14 protein-coding genes are annotated in these 18,326 nt (G+C 72.3%); 6 read left to right on the plus strand and 8 right to left on the minus strand.

All coding sequences use genetic code 11. The features are described from left to right. Positions 1 to 20: 20 nt before the first annotated feature. The gene (locus tag SNOUR_RS30560; RefSeq protein ID WP_067358935.1) at positions 21 to 752 is read right to left on the minus strand and encodes a 3-keto-5-aminohexanoate cleavage protein; all 732 of its coding nucleotides are present in this window, start codon (positions 750 to 752) and stop codon (positions 21 to 23) included. A gap of 81 nt (positions 753 to 833) precedes the next feature. Continuing rightward, a complete protein-coding gene (locus SNOUR_RS30565) occupies positions 834 to 1,448 on the minus strand; it encodes a hypothetical protein (protein ID WP_067353406.1) in 615 nt (204 codons plus the stop codon). A gap of 263 nt (positions 1,449 to 1,711) precedes the next feature. Here SNOUR_RS30565 and SNOUR_RS30570 point away from each other — a divergent pair, with 263 nt between their 5' ends. Both SNOUR_RS30570 and SNOUR_RS30575 read left to right on the plus strand, forming a co-directional pair. Next, positions 1,712 to 4,534, plus strand: a complete 2,823-nt coding sequence (locus SNOUR_RS30570; RefSeq protein WP_067353408.1) for a penicillin acylase family protein — start codon at positions 1,712 to 1,714, stop codon at positions 4,532 to 4,534. Positions 4,535 to 4,675: 141 nt separating this feature from the next. Then, positions 4,676 to 5,716, plus strand: a complete 1,041-nt coding sequence (locus SNOUR_RS30575) for a LysR family transcriptional regulator (RefSeq protein WP_067353410.1) — start codon at positions 4,676 to 4,678, stop codon at positions 5,714 to 5,716. 19 nt (positions 5,717 to 5,735) lie between these two features. On the opposite strand, the gene SNOUR_RS30580 is transcribed toward SNOUR_RS30575, so the two are convergent. From SNOUR_RS30580 to SNOUR_RS30590, 3 genes are all read right to left on the minus strand, one after another. Next, on the minus strand, positions 5,736 to 7,061 hold the full coding sequence (locus tag SNOUR_RS30580; protein WP_079143583.1) for an MFS transporter: 1,326 nt from the start codon (positions 7,059 to 7,061) through the stop codon (positions 5,736 to 5,738). A gap of 162 nt (positions 7,062 to 7,223) precedes the next feature. Continuing rightward, complete coding sequence (locus SNOUR_RS30585) at positions 7,224 to 8,528, minus strand: exo-beta-N-acetylmuramidase NamZ family protein (RefSeq protein ID WP_067353413.1); 1,305 nt, start codon at positions 8,526 to 8,528, stop codon at positions 7,224 to 7,226. A gap of 128 nt (positions 8,529 to 8,656) precedes the next feature. Then, positions 8,657 to 9,781, minus strand: a complete 1,125-nt coding sequence (locus tag SNOUR_RS30590; protein WP_067353415.1) for an FAD-dependent monooxygenase — start codon at positions 9,779 to 9,781, stop codon at positions 8,657 to 8,659. A 176-nt stretch (positions 9,782 to 9,957) separates the two neighbouring features. Between SNOUR_RS30590 and SNOUR_RS30595 the strand changes: the two genes are divergently transcribed. The 4 genes from SNOUR_RS30595 to SNOUR_RS30610 all read left to right on the plus strand — a co-directional run bounded on the left by SNOUR_RS30595 (position 9,958) and on the right by SNOUR_RS30610 (position 14,208). Next, the gene (locus tag SNOUR_RS30595; RefSeq protein ID WP_067353418.1) at positions 9,958 to 10,935 is read left to right on the plus strand and encodes a TetR/AcrR family transcriptional regulator C-terminal domain-containing protein; all 978 of its coding nucleotides are present in this window, start codon (positions 9,958 to 9,960) and stop codon (positions 10,933 to 10,935) included. 177 nt (positions 10,936 to 11,112) lie between these two features. Then, positions 11,113 to 11,886, plus strand: coding sequence for an SDR family oxidoreductase (locus tag SNOUR_RS30600; RefSeq protein ID WP_067353420.1), 774 nt, complete (start codon positions 11,113 to 11,115; stop codon positions 11,884 to 11,886). Beyond that, positions 11,883 to 13,535 carry a class I adenylate-forming enzyme family protein gene (locus tag SNOUR_RS30605; protein ID WP_067353423.1) on the plus strand — a complete coding sequence of 551 codons (1,653 nt, stop codon included), beginning with the start codon at positions 11,883 to 11,885 and terminating at the stop codon, positions 13,533 to 13,535. Before SNOUR_RS30600 ends, SNOUR_RS30605 begins: the two co-directional genes overlap by 4 nt. Positions 13,536 to 13,596: 61 nt before the next feature. Then, positions 13,597 to 14,208, plus strand: a complete 612-nt coding sequence (locus SNOUR_RS30610; RefSeq protein ID WP_067353425.1) for a TetR/AcrR family transcriptional regulator — start codon at positions 13,597 to 13,599, stop codon at positions 14,206 to 14,208. A 393-nt stretch (positions 14,209 to 14,601) separates the two neighbouring features. Here the strand turns inward: SNOUR_RS30610 and SNOUR_RS30615 are convergent, their stop codons facing one another. The 3 genes from SNOUR_RS30615 to SNOUR_RS30625 form a co-directional block, all read right to left on the minus strand. Then, on the minus strand, positions 14,602 to 15,774 hold the full coding sequence (locus SNOUR_RS30615; protein WP_067353427.1) for a helix-turn-helix domain-containing protein: 1,173 nt from the start codon (positions 15,772 to 15,774) through the stop codon (positions 14,602 to 14,604). Between the two features lie 128 nt (positions 15,775 to 15,902). Beyond that, on the minus strand, positions 15,903 to 17,117 hold the full coding sequence (locus SNOUR_RS30620; protein WP_067353430.1) for an acyl-CoA dehydrogenase family protein: 1,215 nt from the start codon (positions 17,115 to 17,117) through the stop codon (positions 15,903 to 15,905). A gap of 7 nt (positions 17,118 to 17,124) precedes the next feature. Next, positions 17,125 to 18,174, minus strand: coding sequence for a phosphotransferase family protein (locus tag SNOUR_RS30625; protein ID WP_067353432.1), 1,050 nt, complete (start codon positions 18,172 to 18,174; stop codon positions 17,125 to 17,127). Positions 18,175 to 18,326: the final 152 nt, after the last annotated feature.

Here is an 18,326-nt window from a genome sequence, read left to right on the forward strand (position 1 = left end):
CGCGGAACGTACCGGCTGGATCAGGCTCGGGGAAGACCGCCCGTCGACGCGACGGCACAGGACACCAGAGGGCCGTTGCCGGCGGCCGGCGAGCCGTCGGACAGCGCGAGGGTGTCCTCGATGCCGATGCGGCTGGCCAGGCCCAACTCCCCGGCCAGCCGCAGCACCGGCCAGGCGCCGCCGTCGAAGCCGTGCAGCAGCACCGGGCGGCCGTGCGGTATCCGCGCCAGCTCGGCGAGCAGCGCCCGGGCGGTGTCGGGCGCGGTGCTCGGGTCGGTGTCGTCCATGACCTCGGCCAGCACCCGCAGCACCCGTGGCGCGAAGGGCGACTCGGCGAACCGGGCGGCGGCCTCGGTGTCCGCCCAGATGCCCGCCTCGATGCCGACGCCGCGCTCCAGCAGCGCGGCGGCGACCGTATCGGCGCCGTCCTCGTGCCAGTTGACCGAGGCGTGGTCGGGGAGCACCGTCCAGGACGCGATCCGCTCCGCCCGGCGCCGCGGGTCGGGCTCGGCCCAGGCGCCGGTCGTCACGCCCACCGGGACGTCCACCGCCTCCCGTATCGCCGTGAGGGCCGGGCCGACCACCCCTGGCGAGAGGGAATCCTGGCCGCACGGGGTCTTGGGATGGACGTGGACGTCCTGCGCGCCGGCCGCGACCGCCTGCCGCGCCGCTTCCGCGAGCGCGGCCGGCGACAGCGGCACGACCGACGAATCGGCTGCCGTTCGGGCGCCGTTGAGACACACCTGAAGCATCTGGAGCATGTGTCCGATGATGGCAGAGGGGTCTGACAAGCACCCCGCGCACGGGGGGAACGGCGCCGCCTGGAGCGGGGGTCAGGCCGCCGCGGCGGCCTGCGCGCCGGGCATCCCGGCGGCGGTGTGCAGCGCCTCCGGGGTCAGTACGGACGCCGGGGCCAGCACCCCGCACTCCCGGCAGGCCGGGCCGACGGCCGGGCAGCCGTCCGGGCCGGGGACCCACGCGAAGCGGGTGCCGCCGCAGACCGGGCAGTCGCGGCGCGGGCGGCCCGCCTCCATCGCCGCGATCATGCGGCGCAGCACCTCGGAGAGGTGGGCCGCCGGGTGCCGCTGCGGGGAGGCGCAGGGCACGATGTCGTAGCCGCCCCAGGTGCGGCGGTGCCATGCGTCCAGCGCGCTGGGCTGGCGGATGCCGTGGTGCTTCTCGCGGCGGCGCCGGGCGGCGAACTCCTCCTCGTAGGCGAGCCAGAGGGCGCGCGCCTCTTCCAACTCGGCGAGCGCGGCCACCAGCCGCGCCGGATCGGGGTCGCGGTCCTGGAGGGCGAATCCGGCCCTGGTGCACAGATGGTGCCAGGTCGCGCGGTGCCCGTATGGGGCGAAGCGCTCCAAGCACTTGCGCAGGGCGGTGCGCCGCCTGACGGTGACGAGTCGCGGATTGCGGACCTGTTCTGCGAGGGCTCTGAAACCGGCCATGGTGCTTCCACCTCCGAGGAGGATCCCGACTGGACAGGGAATGGACGTAGTCGGCCGCCACCTGGATCCATCGAATTCCTTTGCGGTTTTGGGTGGCGATGTGACGGGGTGTCCGGCCGTGCGACGCCCACCGACATCTGCCCGCTGTGGGGAATTCGAAAAGGTGACTGTTGTTCATCTTCCGGTAACGAGTAACCGACGGTAACGTCCGGCGCACCTTCCCGGGCTCGCCAAGAGCAGCGGGACCCCCTCAAGGAGCAGGAATGCAGCGACGTACCGGAAGGCTCAGGACCGCCGCCACGGCAGCCCTGTTCGCCTTGGGTGCCACGTTCTTGGCACCGCCCCCCAGCGCGACCGCGGCCGTGCCGCACGACGTTGACGACCATTGCCAGGGCCAGTGCGCGGACATCCTGCCGCCCGGTGCGACGGGCAACGCCACCCTGATGCAGATCCTCGGCAACAAGCTGTTCGGCACCCATCCGCCGCACACCACCGACCAGATCGCCCCCTACAACGCCCTGGCCGGCGGCTACCGTTCGCTCACCGACGACACCCTCACCGACTTCTTCAACGACGCCTCCTTCGGCGTCGCGAAGGACCAGGTCGCCTCGGTGAGCACGCCGCGTCCGGACGTCAGCATCACCCGCGACAAGAAGACCGGTGTCCCGCACATCAAGGGCACCACCCGCTACGGCACCGAGTACGGCGCCGGCTACGCCGCGGGCCAGGACCGGCTGTGGCTGATGGACCTCTTCCGGCACATCGGACGCGGCGAGCTGACCTCCTTCGCCGGCGGCGCCCTTGCCAACCAGGGCCTGGAGCAGCAGTTCTGGCCCTCGGCCCCGTACACCGAGGCCGACCTCCAGGCGCAGGTGGACGCCATCCGCGACAACAACGGCGAGCGCGGCAAGCAGGCCATGGCGGACGCCCAGGCGTACGTGGACGGCATCAACGCCTACCGCGAACAGTCCAAGAACGGCCGCTACTTCCCCGGCGAGTACGTCGTCACCGGCCACATCGACGCGATCACCAACGCCGGTGAGATCCAGCCGTTCAAGCTCACCGACCTGATAGCCCTGGCCTCCGTCGTCGGCGGCCTCTTCGGCAACGGCGGCGGCGGCGAGGTGCCGTCCGCCCTCGCCCTGCTCTCCGCCCAGCAGAAGTACGGCCTGGAGAAGGGCACCAAGGTCTGGGAGTCCTTCCGCGAGCGGAACGACCCCGAGGCGGTCAAGACCCTGCACGACGGCCAGAGCTTCCCCTACGCCGTCAAGCCCGCCAAGGCCAAGGGCACCGCGCTGCCCGACCGCGGCTCGGTCACCCCCGAGCCGCTGGTCTTCGACCGCACCGGCGCCGCCGCCTCCAAGAGCGCCACCCCGCCCCGCGACCCGGTCAAGGCCCCGGAGAAGTACCGGAAGTTGGAGGGCCTCTTCAAGGACGGCGTGCTGCCCAAGGGGAGCTTCGACCCGACCCAGCACCGCGGGATGTCCAACGCCCTGCTGGTCTCCGGCAAGCACACCGCCAGCGGCCACCCGGTCGCCGTCTTCGGTCCGCAGACCGGCTACTTCGCGCCCCAGCTGCTGATGCTCCAGGAGATCCAGGGCCCCGGCATCAGCGCCCGCGGCGCCTCGTTCGCCGGCGTCGGGATGTACGTCCAGCTCGGCCGCGGCCAGGACTACGCCTGGAGCGCCACCTCCGCCGGCCAGGACATCACCGACACCTACGCCGTCGACCTGTGCAACGCGGACGGCTCGGCGCCCACCAAGGAGTCCACCTCCTACCGCTACCACGGCCGCTGCCTGCCGATGGAGAAGCTGGAGCGCACCAACTCCTGGAAGCCCACCGTCGCCGACCCCACCGCGGCCGGCTCGTACCGGATGCAGGTCTTCCGCACCAAGTACGGCACCGTCACCCACCGCGCCACCGTCGGCGGCAAGCCCGTCGCCTACACCGCGCTGCGCTCCACCTACCGCCACGAGGCCGACTCCATCATCGGCTTCCAGATGCTCAACGACCCGTCGTACGTCCACGACGCCAAGAGCTTCCAGCAGGCCGCCCAGCACATCGGCTACGCCTTCAACTGGTTCTACGCCGACTCCCGCGACATCGCGTACTACAACAGCGGCCTCAACCCCGTCCGCAACCCCGACGTCGATCCCGCGCTGCCCGTCAGGGCCGAACCGGCCTACGAGTGGAAGGGCTTCGACCCCGCCACCAACACCACCGCCTACACCCCGCCCGCCCAGCACCCGCAGTCCATCGACCAGGACTACTACGTCTCCTGGAACAACAAGCAGGCCAAGGACTACGACTCGGCGGGCTTCGGCAACGGCCCGGTGCACCGCGCCAACCTGCTCGACGACCGGGTGCGCGCGCTCACCCGGGACGGCGGGGTCACCCGGGCCTCCCTGACGCGGGCGATGGCCGACGCCGCCCTCACCGACCTGCGCGGCGAGGACGTGCTGCCCGAACTGCTGCGGGTCCTGGGCAGTAGGCCGGTCACCGACCCCGCACTGCGCGGGGCGATCCAGCGGCTGGACGCCTGGCGCAAGGACGGCGCCCAGCGCCGCGAGACCACCCCCGGCTCGCACACCTACGCCCACTCCGACGCGGTCCGGCTGATGGACGCCTGGTGGCCGCTGATGGTCCAGGAGACCTTCCGGCCCGGCCTCGGCACCGACCTCTACGACGCGGTGCGCGCCAACCTCGCGATCGACGAGTCCCCGTCGGCCGGCCACGGCCCCACCGGCGCGCACGCCGGATCGGCCTTCCAGTACGGCTGGTGGAGCTATGTCGACAAGGACCTGCGCGCGGTGCTCGGCGACCGCGTCCAGGGCCCGCTCGCCGCACGCTACTGCGGCAACGGCGACCTCTCCGCCTGCCGCGACACGCTCCTGGCCACCCTCCGCCAGGCCGACGCGCGGACCGCCGCCCAGGTCTACCCGGGCGACGACACCTGCAAGGCCGGCGACCAGTGGTGCGCGGACTCGATCGTCCACCGCGCGGTCGGCGGTCTGACCCACGACAAGATGAGCTGGCAGAACCGCCCCACCTACCAGCAGGTGGTGGAATTCCCCGCCCACAGGTAGCGGAGCGAACGACACGGGCCCCGGGGTGCGCACACCCCGGGGCCCCGCCGGCGACCTGCCCCGGTGATCTCCGGATGGGTTTTCGGGACGGCTATGCTGCTCATTCCCGAATTTGGGGGAAGGGAAAGCGAGTAGGGGCACATGGCCGCGTCAGGTCCGCAGCAGTACCCGAGTCCGCAGCAGTACCCGACGGAGCTGCTGGACACCACGATGGACCAGCTGCGCACGCTGATCACGGTGCACGAGGAGGGCACCGCGCTGGCGGCGGCCCGCCGGCTGGGCCGCGAGCAGTCCAGCGTGCAGAAGCAACTCGACACCATGAACCGCACCTTCGCGGCGCTCTGCGGCGAGGAGTTGGTCCTCAAGCAGGGCCGGGGCCGCGATGCGCGGTTCACCGCCACCGGCGAGGCCCTGGTCGAACTGGCCCGGCGCACCCTCGGCGAGTGGTCCGCGGGTGTCCACGGCGCCCGCCGCCGCCTCGGCCGCACGCTCTCCGTCGGCACCACCCGCTACACCCTCGGCTTCCTCCTGGACGCCGTGGAGCACGTCAGCGAGGACTTCGACCGCGAGGGCGTCGACCTGAAGATCACCCACGTCCGCACCGCCGACCTCTTCACCAAGCTCCGCTCCCAGGAACTGGACCTGGTCTGCGGCAGCGTCGTGGTCACCGAGGGCGAGGAGGCCGCCCAACTCGCCCCGTACGAGGTGATGGAGTGGCGGCGCAGCGGGCTGTCCCTGCTGACCAACCTGCCGCCGGAGCGGCTGCCCGGCGGCTCGTTCCCCGCCGGCCAACTGCCGCGGCTGCCGCTGGTGGTCTCCACGGGCGGGCTGATCGACCGCTTCCTGACCGCCTGGTACGGCAGCGACTACCGCCAGAAGCTGACCGTGGCCGCCGAGATCGAGGCCGCCCACTACGGCTTCGAGCTGCTCCGCTCGGGGGTGGTCAGCGGCGCGATGCTGGTCACCAGGGGCCTGGGGGAGGCGGCGTCGGACGGCCACCTCCCGGAGGCCGGCGGCCTGCGCACCCTGGAGGTCACCGGGGACGTCGGCCCCCGCACGGAGGTCCTGGTCGGCGTCTTCACCCGACGCGGCGAACGGGACTCCTACGGGCCGGAGCACCCGCTCAACCGCCTCTGGGAGGTGCTCTCCTGGGAGAGCGAGCGCTGGTGGCTCCGGCCCTGAACGCCCCCAAGGGTGCGGCTCAGCCCAGGAGTTCGCGCTCCCGGGTCTCCGGCAGCACCAGTACGCACCCCAGCGACACCAGCGCCATCGCGCTCACGTACCACCCCACCGACGCGGAACCGAACGCCGCCTGGAGCCGGGTGGCGACCAGCGGCGCGACCGCCCCGCCGAGCACCCCGCCGAGGTTGTAGGCGAGCGACGCGCCCGAGTAGCGGACCGTGGTCCCGAACAGCTCCGGCAGGTAGGCGCCCATCGGGCCGTAGACCACGCCCATGCAGAACAGCGCGCCGCCGATGCCCAGGGCGATCAGCACCGGCTGCCGGGTGTCCAGCAGCGGGAAGAGGGCCAGTCCCCACACCAGGGCGAGCCCGGAGCCGCCCAGGATCAGCGTGCGGCGTCCGCTGCCGTCGGAACGGGTGGCCGCCAGCCAGGTGCCCGCCGCCAGGAACAGGCAGGCGACCAGGGAGAGTCCGAGCATGGTGGTGCGGGGGATCCCCAGGGTGCCGGTGGCGTACGCGAGGCAGTAGGTCGTGGCGGTGTAGAAGAGGCCGTAGGCGACGACCATCCCGCCGGCACCCAGCAGCAGCTCCCGCGGATGCCGCCGGAAGACGTCCACGGCCGGGACCCGGCTGGCCTCCTGGGCGTCCAGCACCTTGGCGAAGACCGGCGTCTCGCTGATCTTCAGCCGGACGAACAGCCCCACCCCCACCAGCAGGAACGACAGCAGGAACGGCACCCGCCAGCCCCACGACCGGAAGGCCGCGTCGCTCATCGTCTCGGACAGCAGCCAGAACACCCCGGTCGCCGCGAAGAAGCCGACGGACGGCCCGAGTTGCGGGAAGGCGGCGTACAGTCCCCGCCGGCCGCGCGGCGCGTGCTCGACGGCCAGCAGCGCTGCCCCGCCCCACTCGCCGCCCAGCCCGATCCCCTGGAGGAAGCGCAGTGCGATCAGCAGCAGCGGCGCCCAGATCCCCCACGTCCCGTAGCCGGGCAGCAGGCCGACGAGCGCCGTGGACAGGCCCATCAGCAGCAGCGAGGCGACCAGGACCGACTTGCGGCCGACCCGGTCGCCGAAGTGCCCGAAGACCACCGACCCGAGCGGCCGGGCGGCGAACGCCACCGCATAGGTGGAGAACGACGCGAGGGTGGCGTTGACCGGGTCGAGCGTCGGGAAGAACGCCTGGTTGAGCACCAGCGCCGCGGCCGTGCCGTAGATGTAGAAGTCGTAGAACTCGATGGCGGTCCCGATGAACGAGGCCACGGCCACCCGCCGCAGGCTCTCCCCGCCGGCCGGCGCCGCGTCCGCGGACGCCGCCGGCTTCGCTGATGTCGCGTCACTGTGCACGAGCCGCACTCTCTTGGTCGGTGTACGGGGCAGTCAATAGCCGAAATGATCTATCTCGGATGGTGAGATATCGGGCACGGCCCGCCCGTCCGGCCACCACACCGGCCCGGACTGCCCCGAACGCCCCGAACACCCCCCGTCCCCGGTCACCGCCAACGGCCCCTACGGATACCGCAGATACCGCTCCCGCACCCGCCGGAAGCGCCCGAGCCGCTCCTTCCAGGCTCCCGCGATCTCCTCGACCCCCGCGCCTGCGTCGATCATCGTGCGGACGGTGTCGGTGCCGGCCAGTCGGTCGAAGTGGTCGGCGCGCCAGGCGAAGTCCTTCCACAGGTGCCGGACGGTGACCAGGAGCCCGATGCCGGTCCGCACCGGGTCGAAGACGTCCCGGTCGTGGACGTGGAGTTGGAGGCCGCCGATCGTCCTGCCCTGGAACTTGGAGAAGGTCGGGGCGAAGTACGCCTCGCGGAAGTACACGCCGGGCAGGCCCAGTCCGGTGGCGGCCTCGGCCCAGCGGCGGTCCAGGCCCTCGGCGCCGAGGAGTTCGAAGGGGCGGGTGGTGCCGCGGCCCTCGGAGAGGTTGGTGCCCTCGAACAGGCAGGTCCCGGCATAGGCCAGGGCGGTGTCGGGGGTGGGCATGTTGGGGCTCGGGGGCACCCAGGGGAGCCCGGTCGCGTCGAAGAAGTCGGTGCGGCGCCAGCCGGTCATCCGGACCGTCTCCAGCGGCACCGGGCGCCCGGCGGCGGCCGGCACGAACGCGCCGTTGAAGAGCAGCGCCAGCTCCACCACCGTCATGCCGTGCGCCTGCGCGATCGGCTCCCGGCCGACGAAGGAGGAGTACCGCCGGTCCAGCACGGGGCCGGTCGCGGCCCGGCCGGTCACCGGGTTGGGGCGGTCCAGCACCACGAACCGCTTGCCGGCCAGGACGGCCGCCACCATGCAGTCGTAGAGCGTCCAGATGTAGGTGTAGAAGCGGGCGCCGACGTCCTGGATGTCGAAGACCACGGTGTCCACGCCGGAGGCGGTGAAGATGTCGGCGAGCTCCCGGCCGCTCTTGTCGTAGGTGTCGTAGACGGGCAGGCCGGTGGCCGGGTCGTCGTAGCGGCCCTCGGAGCCACCGGCCTGGGCGGTGCCCCGGAAGCCGTGCTCCGGCCCGAAGACGGCGGCCAGCCGGACCCGGGGGTCGGCGTGCATCACGTCCACGATGTGCCGGATTCCCCCGCGCCCGGCCTCGGCCGCGCGGGAGGTGCCCCCACTCGTGACGCCGGTGGGGTTGGTGACGATGCCGACCCGCCGGCCGGCCAGGAGGCGGTAGCCGTCGGCGGCCAGGCGGTCGAAGCCGGTGCGCACCCGCCGGCCGCCGGCGTCCGGCGCGGCCTGGGCGGCGGCCGGGCCCGTGGAGACCGCTGCCGCGGCCGCCCCGGTCGCCGCCAACTGCCCCAGCAGAACACGTCTCGACAGAGCCATGCGCACACCTCCGTGAGCGGTGGTCGACTCGATGTGTGTCGTGGGCACGCTAACGCTCGGCGGCCCGGTGCGGAACGCGCCGGGCCGGTCCTCGTGGCGGAGCGGGCGGGTGGCGTCGGGCGGGGCGGTCAGTCCTCCAGCGCGAGCGCGCGCTTGGCCCGGTCGACGGACTCCTCGGAGGCCGGTCCGCCGGGATTCTCCACGGCGAGCGCCTGGTTGAGCGCGACGAACGGGCGCATCCGCTCCTCGTAGCGGGCGAAGGCCGCGCGGTGGTCGTCGCCCGCACCGCGCAGGGCGGCGGCCAGGACATGCGCACCCACGAGGGCGAGGCTGGTCCCCTGACCGGACAGCGGCGAGGCGCAGTACCCGGCGTCGCCGAGCAGCACGGTCCTGCCGTGCGACCAGCGGTTCATGTGGACCTGCGTCATCGCGTCGGAGTAGAAGTCGGATGCCTCCCACAGGGCCTTCAGCAGCCGCGGGGTCTCCCAGCGCAGGGCTGCCATCCGGTCGGCGACGACACGCTTGTGCGCCGCGGTGTCGAGTGGCCCGGCGGGCAGCGGCCCGGCCGCGAAGCCGAACGAGATCCGCAGCTCGGTGTTGTCGCGCACCGGGTAGATGCCGTAGCCGGCCTCGCCGTCCCTGAGCCACACCTGCCAGTCGTCCAGGCCCAGGAAGTTGTCCGCGGTGAAGATCGCCAGGTGCATGCCCAGATGGCGGGTGAACCGCTCCTCCGGTCCGAAGCCCAGCCGCCGCACCGCCGAATGCAGGCCGTCGGCCCCCACGACCAGGTCGAACGTCCGGGGACGGCCCCGCTCGAAGGTGACGCGTATCCCGCCCTCGCCCCTTCCCTCCTCGTCCTGGTCCAGCGCCGTGATGCGGTCACCGAAGACGAACTCGACGCCGTCGCCGGCCTGTTCGTGCAGGACGTGGACCAGGTCCTCGCGCAGCAGCTCGATGTCCTCGCTCACCAGCCGGCCGCTGCTGAAGGTCGCCTCGGTCGAGCGGTGGACCTCCCTGCCGTCCCCGTCCAGCACCGACATGCCGCGCATCCGGGTGCGGTGCGCGCGGACCCGGTCCAGCAGCCCCATCCGCTCGACGACGTCGAGTGCGGTGCCCCGGATGTCGACGGCCTGGCCGCCGCGGCGCCGGCCCGGCGTGTGTTCCACCACCGTCACGGCGACCCTGTCGCGGTGCAGCCAGTGGGCGAGTGCGGATCCGGCGACCCCGGCGCCGGAGATGAGCACGGTCTTCATGCACGCTCCTTCATACGCTGTACGCGGCTGAATGTACGACGTATGCGCAGCGCCGCCAACTGCCCGTTTCTCCCTTCTGTTCTAGGTCAGATGGCACTCCCGGGCACTCCGCGCTGGTAGCGTCTGAACTAGTACAGATCCCGTGGGCGCGAAAAAAATCCCGAGGAGTCGACCGCATGGCCGCACAGCCCGATCCGCCGTACCGGCGCATCGCCGACGAGATCGCCCGGCGCATCGCCGACGGCACGCTCGCCCCGGGCGACCGCGTGCCCTCGACGCGCCGGATCGCCCGCGAATGGGGCGTCGCGCTCGCCACCGCCACCAAGGCCCTCACCACGCTGCGCCTGGAGGGGCTGGTCGAGGCCCGCCCCCGGGTCGGCACCGTGGTGGCGGCCCGGGGCGGGGCGGCGTCGACGGAGCACCGCGCCCCCACCACGCGCCGGGCGCCGGCCACGGCCCTGCCTGAGCGCGACCTGAGCCGCGCACGGATCGTCCGCGCCGCCGTGGAGCTCGCGGACGCCGAGGGGCTGGCCGCGGTGTCCATGCGCAGCGTCGCCGCCCGGCTCGGCGTCGCCGCCATGTCCCCGTACCGCCACGTCACCGGCAAGGACGACCTGGTGCTGCTGATGGCGGACGCGGCGTTCGGCGAGGAGACCTATCCGGCCCCGCCGCCGGAGGGCTGGCGGGCCCGGCTGGAACTCGGCGCGCGCACCCTGTGGACGATCTACCGCCGGCATCCCTGGCTCGCCCAGGTCGGCTCCCTCACCCGCCCCCTGATGCTGCCGTCCCTGATGGTCCACGCGGAATGGGCGCTCGCCGCCCTCGACGGCCACGGCCTCGAACCGGAGACCATGCTCGACCTGCACGTCCTGTTCTACAGCTACATCCACGGGATCGCGGTGCACCTGGAGCGGGAGGCCCAGGCCGAGGCCGCCACCGGACTGTCCGAGGACCAGTGGATGGACCGGCAGGCCCTCGCCTTCCAAGCGATCACCGCGTCGGCCCGCTACCCCGTCTTCACCAGGCTCACCAGCAGTTTCGCGGACGGTTACGAGCTCGACCTGGACGCGCTGTTCGCCTTCGGTCTCACGCCGCTCCTGGACGGCATCGCCCTCCTCATCGCGGACCCGCCGTCCGGCCGCGCGCCCTCGTGACCGGGAGCGCTCGCCCTTCCCGCCGGCGCCCGCCGCACCACCGCGCCGACCGCTACCCCCGCAATCCCGGCCGTGACGGAAAACAGAGGCTTCCGCTGGGACATACCGACTGGTTAGTCTGCCCCTGCCGGTGAGCCGGTGGAGCCGGTGGAGTCAGGCGACCGAGGGAGACGCAGCGTGGCAGCCGTACGGGACAAGGCCGTTGTCGTGACCGGAGCGGGCGGGGGGATCGGCGCCGCGCTGGCCCGCCGGTTCGCCGCCGAGGGCGCCCGGGTCGTGGTCAACGACCTGGACGAGGCCAAGGCCCGCAGAACCGCGGAGGAGATCGGGGCGGTCGCGGTCCCCGGCGACGCCTCCGCGGCCGTCGGCCCGGCCCGCGAGGCGCTCGGCGGCGCCATCGACGTCTTCTGCGCCAACGCCGGCGTCGGCACCGGCGGCGGTCCCGAAGCACCCGAGGACGACTGGGCACTGGCCTGGGACGTCAACGTGATGGCCCACGTGCGGGCCGCCCGCGAGCTGCTGCCGGAATGGCTGGCGCGCGGCAGCGGCCGGTTCGTCTCCACGGTGTCCGCCGCCGGCCTGCTCACCATGGTCGCCGCCGCCCCCTACAGCGTCACCAAGCACGGCGCCTACGCCTTCGCCGAGTGGCTGTCGCTGACCTACCGCCACCGCGGCATCGACGTGCACGCCATCTGCCCGCAGGGCGTGCGGACCGACATGCTCGCCGCCACCGGCACCGCCGGCGACCTCGTCCTGACCCCGACCGCCATCGAGCCGGACGCCGTCGCCGACGCCCTCTTCACGGCCATGGAAGCGGGCCGCTTCCTGGTCCTGCCGCACCCCGAGGTGGGCGACTACTACGCCGCCCGCGCCACCGACCCGGACCGCTGGCTGACCGGGATGAACCACCTCCAGCAGAAGCTGGAGGCACGCGAGGGGGAGGCCCGGTGACCACCTACCAGGACAAGCCGTGGCTGGCCCTGCTCTCCGACGCCCAGCGCGCCCCCGTCCAACCGCCGCCCTCACCGCTGCACGCCTTCCGCGCCGCGGTCCGCCGCGCCCCCGACCGCACCGCGCTCGCCTACTTCGACGGCCGGATCGACTACGCCGAGGCCGACGCGCTCTCCGACGGCCTCGCCGGCCACCTCGCCGCCCGTGGCCTGCGGCCCGGCGACCGCGCCGTGGTCATGCTCCAGAACACCCCGCACTTCGTGCTCGCGGTGCTCGCCGTCTGGAAGGCCGGCGGCGTGGTCGTCCCCGTCAACCCCATGTACAAGGCGGCGGAGATCCGGCACATCCTCGACGACGCGGAGGTCACCGCCGTCCTCTGCGCGGACCGCACCTGGGCCGGCTTCCTGCGCGCCACCGCCGCCGAGGCCGGCTCCGTCCGGATCGCGGTCACCGCCGACGAACGCGGACTCCAGACCCGCGACGACGCCCGGGTGCTGCGCCACGAACCGGCCGGCCCCCAGGACGGCGCCGACGACCTGCTCACCGCCGCCCGGACCGGCGGACCGGCGCCCACCGTCCCTGAGCCCGCCGCCGCCGACATCGCGCTCATCAGCTACACCTCCGGCACCAGCGGCACCCCCAAGGGCGCCATCAACACCCACGGCAACATCAGCTACAACGCCGAACGGATGCGCACCGGCCTCGAACTCGCCGAGGGCGCCACCTACTTCGCGCTCGCCCCGCTCTTCCACATCACCGGCATGGTCTGCGAACTGGCCACCTGCCTCGCCAACACCGGCACCCTGGCCCTGGCCTACCGCTTCGAGGCCGGCACCGTCCTGGACGCCTTCCTGGAGCACCGCCCGGCCTTCACCGTCGGCCCCGCCACCGCCTACATGGCGCTGATGGCCCACCCGGACGCCACCCCCGGGCACTTCGCCTCCTTCCGGACCGTGAGCTCCGGCGGCGCACCGCTGCCGCCGGCCCTGGTCGAGAAGTTCCGCACCACCTTCGGCCCGCACATCCACAACGGCTACGGCCTGACCGAGTGCACCGCGCCCTGCGCCACCGTCCCGCCCGGCAAGGAGGCGCCGGTCGACAAGGTCTCCGGCACCCTCGCGGTCGGCGTCCCCGGCCCGGACACCGTCATACGGATCATCGACGAGGCCGGCCGCGATCTGCCGTTCGGCGAGCAGGGCGAGATAGCGGTCCGCGGCCCCCAGGTCGTGCCCGGCTACTGGCGCCGCCCGGACGCCACCGCCGAGGCCATCCCGGACGGCGAACTGCGCACCGGCGACATCGGGTTCATGGACCGCGACGGCTGGCTGTACGTCGTCGACCGCAAGAAGGACATGATCAACGCGTCCGGCTTCAAGGTGTGGCCCCGCGAGGTCGAGGACGTCCTCTACACCCATCCCGCGGTGCGCGAGGCGGCCGTCGTCGGGGTGCCCGACCCCTACCGCGGGGAGACCGTCAAGGCGTACGTCAGCCTGCGTCCCGGCGCCTCCCCCGACCCCGCCGAGCTGGCCGCCTACTGCAAGGAACGGCTCGCGGCGTACAAATATCCCCGAGTGGTGGAGATCCTGCCGGAGCTTCCCAAGACCACGAGTGGCAAGATCCTTCGACGGGAGTTGCGCCGGCGCGCATGACGGCAGGGCGGTCGGCGCGCATGACGGACGCATGTGAGGAACAGAGGAACGGGTGAGGGCGATGGCCGGCATCAAGGACGGCACCAGCAACGGCAACGGCACGACGAAGCCCGTCGCGCAGCGGCTGCTGGCCACCGCCACCAGGCTCTTCGCGGAGCAGGGCTACGACCGCACCTCGGTCCAGGAGATCGTGGACACGGCGGGCGTCACCAAGGGCGCCCTCTACCACTACTTCGGCTCCAAGGAGGACCTGCTCCACGAGGTCTACGGCCGGGTGCTGCGGCTCCAGCAGGAGCGGCTGGACCACTTCGCGGACGCCGACGCGCCGGTGGAGCAGCGGCTGCGGGACGCCGCCGCCGACGTGGTGGTCACCACCATCGAGAACCTCGACGACACCAAGATCTTCTTCCGCTCGATGCACCATCTGAGCCCGGAGAAGGACAAGCAGGTGCGGGCCGAGCGGCGCCGCTACCACGAGCGGTTCCGGGCCCTGATCGAGGAGGGGCAGCGCACCGGCGTGTTCACCGCCGACGTCCCCGCCGACCTGGTCGTCGACTACCACTTCGGCTCGGTGCACCACCTGGGCACCTGGTACCGCGAGGACGGCCCGCTGAGCCCGCAGCAGGTCGCCGACCACCTGGCCGGCCTACTCCTGCGGGCCCTGCGGCCGTAACGCGCTCGCGGCGTCGTCCCGGGGTCGTACCGGGGTCGTAGCGCTGCTGTCGCCGACGCCCCGGCGCTCACTGCGCCGCCTCGCCATGCCCACGCCCGTGGTTCCGGATTTCCCTGGCAGCAGCGCAGGCGGCTGCCCGGTCGTCCCGCGCATGCGCCTCGCTGCGCTGAACAGCCAGCGCGGCGCACACCTTGCAGCCAGGAGCGGGAGTGCCTTCCAGGAGCCAGGCATCGATGGCACCCGGAAGGACCACAGGTCGCGTGCTGTATCTGGCGGGTTCGTTCACGGTGTTCGCCATTCCTCGCGTCGGACTGATGGCGAACACGCCAGGAACGGTGCGCTCTTGCTGTCTGTGGCACTTCGGATACGCATCCGGGGGAAGCGCCACAGGCACTACAGCGGCAGCCCCACCACATCGGCCATCGACCGCATCTCCGCTGTCAACGTCCGCCGCCTGTTGACCAACCGGCGGAGGATGTCGCGCGCATAGCGTTGATTCGGAAGCCACTCCCGGCTGTCGGCATGGATCTGCTCCAACTTCCCCAACGCGTCGGCGTAGTTGCCGGTCTTGACGTATGCGTCAGCCACGTCCAGCAAGTGGCGATTGCGGTTGTTGCTGGTCGGCTTGAGGCTGGAGAACGGGATGCGCTCGGCGAGGCGGAGGACCATGTCGGGTCGGTCCGTCACGCCAGCGTTCTCAGCAGCCTTGAGCTTGACCGTGGTCGGCCCGAAGGTGCGCAGGAAGTCACCATCCGGGGTGTGCTCCCTGCCCAGGGCCACGGCTGCCGCCGCGGCGAGCTTCAGGGCGTCCTCGGCCTCTCCGGGCTGTGCGTTCCGGACGGCCGCAGCGGACACCCGCAGCAGCAACCACCCCCATGTCGCCAACTCGGCGGGCGTCGCGCGTGACATCCGCGGCTCCGTCTCGTCCGCCCACTTCACGGCCAGGTCGTACGCCTTGCCCAACTCGCCCTGGCGCAGCCGAAGCCAGCACAGCGTGTTGACCGTGGCAGCGCCCTCGAGTCGGTCCGCCGCATCGTCCAGGGCGCGCTCCAGGGCCGTCTCGGCGGCCTTGAACTGCCGGGTCTGGACCATGAGCCACCCGGCGAGCTGCAAGAGCCTTGCGCGGACGCTCCGTCCCTCGGAACCCAGTGCGTCGGCATCCCGCAGCAAGGACGGGAGCAGCACGGACAGTGCGGCGAAATGATCGCCCGAGAACAACGGCTCCGTCTCGCGGAGTGCCGCACCTACGCCACTGACGGTCGGGGGCTCGTCATCCAGCTCCAGAGCCATCGGAGGACGCTCCAGAGCCTCACGGACGGCGCTCCAGCGGTCCACCGTGTCAGCGCCGGCGTCCTCTTCGTTCGGCTCCCCGGCGAGCCGCATGGTGGGCACCCTCAGTGCTCGGGCGAGCTTGCGCAACGTTTCCAGTCGTGCGGTCTCCCGTTCGCCCTGTTCGAGCTTGCGAATGAGGGAGACGGACACGCCGGATGCCTTCGCCAACTCGGTCTGAGTCAGTCCCCTGCGCTTACGGACTTCCTTGACCCTCTGCCCCGCAGCAGTGCTCATGCGGTGAGCGTACGCCGGGTACCTCAACTCCCGGAGCGCCGAGAGCGCTACCTCGTTCTATGACTCCGGAGCTTCGGGGCTTCGGGGGCGCGTCACTACGCCCCCGCCCCCCACCGGGCACCGCCCGCCTACACGTACCGCTTCAACTCCCGCCGTGCCAGCGACCGCTGGTGCACCTCGTCGGGGCCGTCCGCCAGTTGGAGGGTGCGGGCGCCGGCCCACAGTTCCGCGAGGGGGAAGTCCTGGCTGACGCCGCCGGCGCCGTGCAGCTGGACCGCCTTGTCGAGGATGCCCACGACCGTCCGCGGCGTGGCGATCTTGATGGCCTGGATCTCGGTGTGCGCGCCCTTGTTGCCGACGGTGTCCATCAGCCAGGCGGTCTTCAGCACCAGCAGCCGCAGCTGCTCCACCGCCACCCGGGCGTCCGCGATCCACTCCTGGACCACGCCCTGTTGGGCCAGCGGCTTGCCGAACGCCGTACGGCTCACCGCCCGCCGGCACATCAGCTCGATCGCCCGCTCGGCCATTCCGATCAGCCGCATGCAGTGGTGGATGCGGCCGGGCCCCAGCCGCGCCTGCGCGATGCCGAAGCCGCCGCCCTCCTCGCCGATCAGGTTGCCGACCGGCACCCGGACGTCCTCGAAGAGCACCTCCGCGTGCCCGCCGTGGTAGTGGTCCTCGTAGCCGTAGACCTGCATGGCGCGCTTGACCGTCAGGCCGGGGGTGTCCCGCGGCACCAGCACCATCGACTGCTGACGGCGGAGGTCGGGGCCGTCCGGGTCGGTCTTGCCCATCACGATGAAGATCCGGCACAGCGGGTTCATCGCCCCGGAGATGTACCACTTGCGGCCGTTGATGACGTAACTGTCGCCGTCCCGCTCGATCCGGGTCTCGATGTTGGTGGCGTCCGACGAGGCCACCTCCGGCTCGGTCATCGCGAACGCCGACCGGATCTCGCCCGCCAGCAGCGGCTCCAGCCACTGCTTCTTCTGCGCCGCGTCGCCGAACTGCGCCAGCACCTCCATGTTGCCGGTGTCCGGTGCTGCGCAGTTCAGTGCGGTGGGCGCCAACTGCGGGCTGCGGCCGGTGATCTCGGCCAGCGGCGCGTACTGGAGGTTGGTCAGCCCCGCGCCGTACTCCTCATCTGGAAGGAAGAGGTTCCACAGGCCCTGGCGGCGGGCCTCGGCCTTGAGCTCCTCGACGACCGCCGGGGTGTCCCACGGCGAGGCCAGCGCGGCCCGCTGCTCCTCCGCGACCCGCTCGGCCGGGTACACGTGCTCGGCCATGAACGCCTGGAGCTTCGCCCGCAGTTCCTCGGTACGGGCGTCGAATGCGAAGTCCATCGGTGCCTCAGCCTTCCTTGAGAGTGGTCAGTCCGCGGTCGATGAAGACGGGCACCAGCTCGCCGATCCGGTCGAAGCCCGCGCCGACCGTCTGGCCGAGCGTGTAGCGGTAGTGGATCCCTTCGAGGATCACCGCGAGCTTGAACCACGCGAAGGCGGTGTACCAGGCGATCCGCGAGGTGTCCCGGCCCGAGCGCTCGGCGTAGCGTGCGATCAGCTCCTCCGGGGAGGGGTGCCCCGGAGCGCCGCTGGTGGTGCTGACCGGCGACTTGGGCAGCCCGAGGTCGGTGCAGTACATCGCCAGCAGCCCGAGGTCGGTCAGCGGGTCGCCGAGCGTGGACATCTCCCAGTCCAGTACGGCGGTGATGGTGTCGTCGGCGCCGACCAGGACGTTGTCCAGCCGGTAGTCGCCGTGCACGACGGTCGGCGCGGGGGAGCGGGGCAGCTCCCGGCCCAGCGCCTCGTGGAGCGCGTCGATGCCGGGCAGCGCGCGGTTCTTGGAGGCTGCCAACTGCTTGCCCCAGCGCCGGAGTTGCCGCTCCAGGAAGCCGTCCGGGCGCCCGAAGTCGGCCAGTCCGGCCGCCTCCGGCTCCACCGCGTGCAGCGCCACCAACGTGTCGACCAGCGACAGCACCACCGCCCGGGTCCGCTCCGGGCCCAGCGGAGCCAGCTGCTCCGTGGTCCGGTACGGGGTGCCCGCCACCAGCTCCATCACGTAGAACGGCGCGCCGACGACGGTCTCGTCCTCGCACAGCAGCAGCGCCTCCGGCACCGGCACGGCGGTGTCGTGCAGGGCGCTGATCACCCGGTGCTCGCGGTGCATGTCGTGCGCGGTGGCCAGCACGTGGCCGAGCGGTGGGCGGCGGACGACCCAGGAGTCGGCGCCGTCGGTGACCCGGTAGGTGAGGTTGGACCGTCCGCCCTCGATCAGCTGCGCGCGCAGCGGCCCGGAGACCAGGCCCGGCCGCTCCCGGTCCAGATGCTCCCGCAGGCGCTCCAGGTCGAGGCCGGGCGGCGCCTCCCCGGCGGCCGACGGGGGCGGTGTGCCGTTGCTCATCGTGCTTCCTCCGTACGGAGTGGACGGTTGGCGGTCCGGGGCCGGCGGGCCCGTTCCGCCCGATCATGCCGACTAGTCGGTATGGAGTCCAGTGCTCCGTCGTGGGGCGTCGGTCACCCGACGTGTTTCCGCCACCGGACCCGGCGCGCAGG

This window comes from Streptomyces noursei ATCC 11455, assembly GCF_001704275.1.
GTDB classification, from domain to species: Bacteria; Actinomycetota; Actinomycetes; order Streptomycetales; family Streptomycetaceae; genus Streptomyces; species Streptomyces noursei.

What these genes read in the sequence shown, in the direction of transcription:
- SNOUR_RS30575 (WP_067353410.1), top strand. Translation starts at nt 4,676, where the DNA reads ATGGCCGCGTCAGGTCCGCAGCAGTACCCGAGTCCGCAGCAGTACCCG.
- SNOUR_RS30565 (WP_067353406.1), bottom strand. Translation starts at nt 1,448, where the DNA reads ATGGCCGGTTTCAGAGCCCTCGCAGAACAGGTCCGCAATCCGCGACTC.
- SNOUR_RS30615 (WP_067353427.1), bottom strand. Translation starts at nt 15,774, where the DNA reads ATGAGCACTGCTGCGGGGCAGAGGGTCAAGGAAGTCCGTAAGCGCAGG.
- SNOUR_RS30625 (WP_067353432.1), bottom strand. Translation starts at nt 18,174, where the DNA reads ATGAGCAACGGCACACCGCCCCCGTCGGCCGCCGGGGAGGCGCCGCCC.
- SNOUR_RS30570 (WP_067353408.1), top strand. Translation starts at nt 1,712, where the DNA reads ATGCAGCGACGTACCGGAAGGCTCAGGACCGCCGCCACGGCAGCCCTG.
- SNOUR_RS30610 (WP_067353425.1), top strand. Translation starts at nt 13,597, where the DNA reads ATGGCCGGCATCAAGGACGGCACCAGCAACGGCAACGGCACGACGAAG.
- SNOUR_RS30560 (WP_067358935.1), bottom strand. Translation starts at nt 752, where the DNA reads ATGCTTCAGGTGTGTCTCAACGGCGCCCGAACGGCAGCCGATTCGTCG.
- SNOUR_RS30620 (WP_067353430.1), bottom strand. Translation starts at nt 17,117, where the DNA reads ATGGACTTCGCATTCGACGCCCGTACCGAGGAACTGCGGGCGAAGCTC.
- SNOUR_RS30590 (WP_067353415.1), bottom strand. Translation starts at nt 9,781, where the DNA reads ATGAAGACCGTGCTCATCTCCGGCGCCGGGGTCGCCGGATCCGCACTC.
- SNOUR_RS30595 (WP_067353418.1), top strand. Translation starts at nt 9,958, where the DNA reads ATGGCCGCACAGCCCGATCCGCCGTACCGGCGCATCGCCGACGAGATC.
- SNOUR_RS30585 (WP_067353413.1), bottom strand. Translation starts at nt 8,528, where the DNA reads ATGGCTCTGTCGAGACGTGTTCTGCTGGGGCAGTTGGCGGCGACCGGG.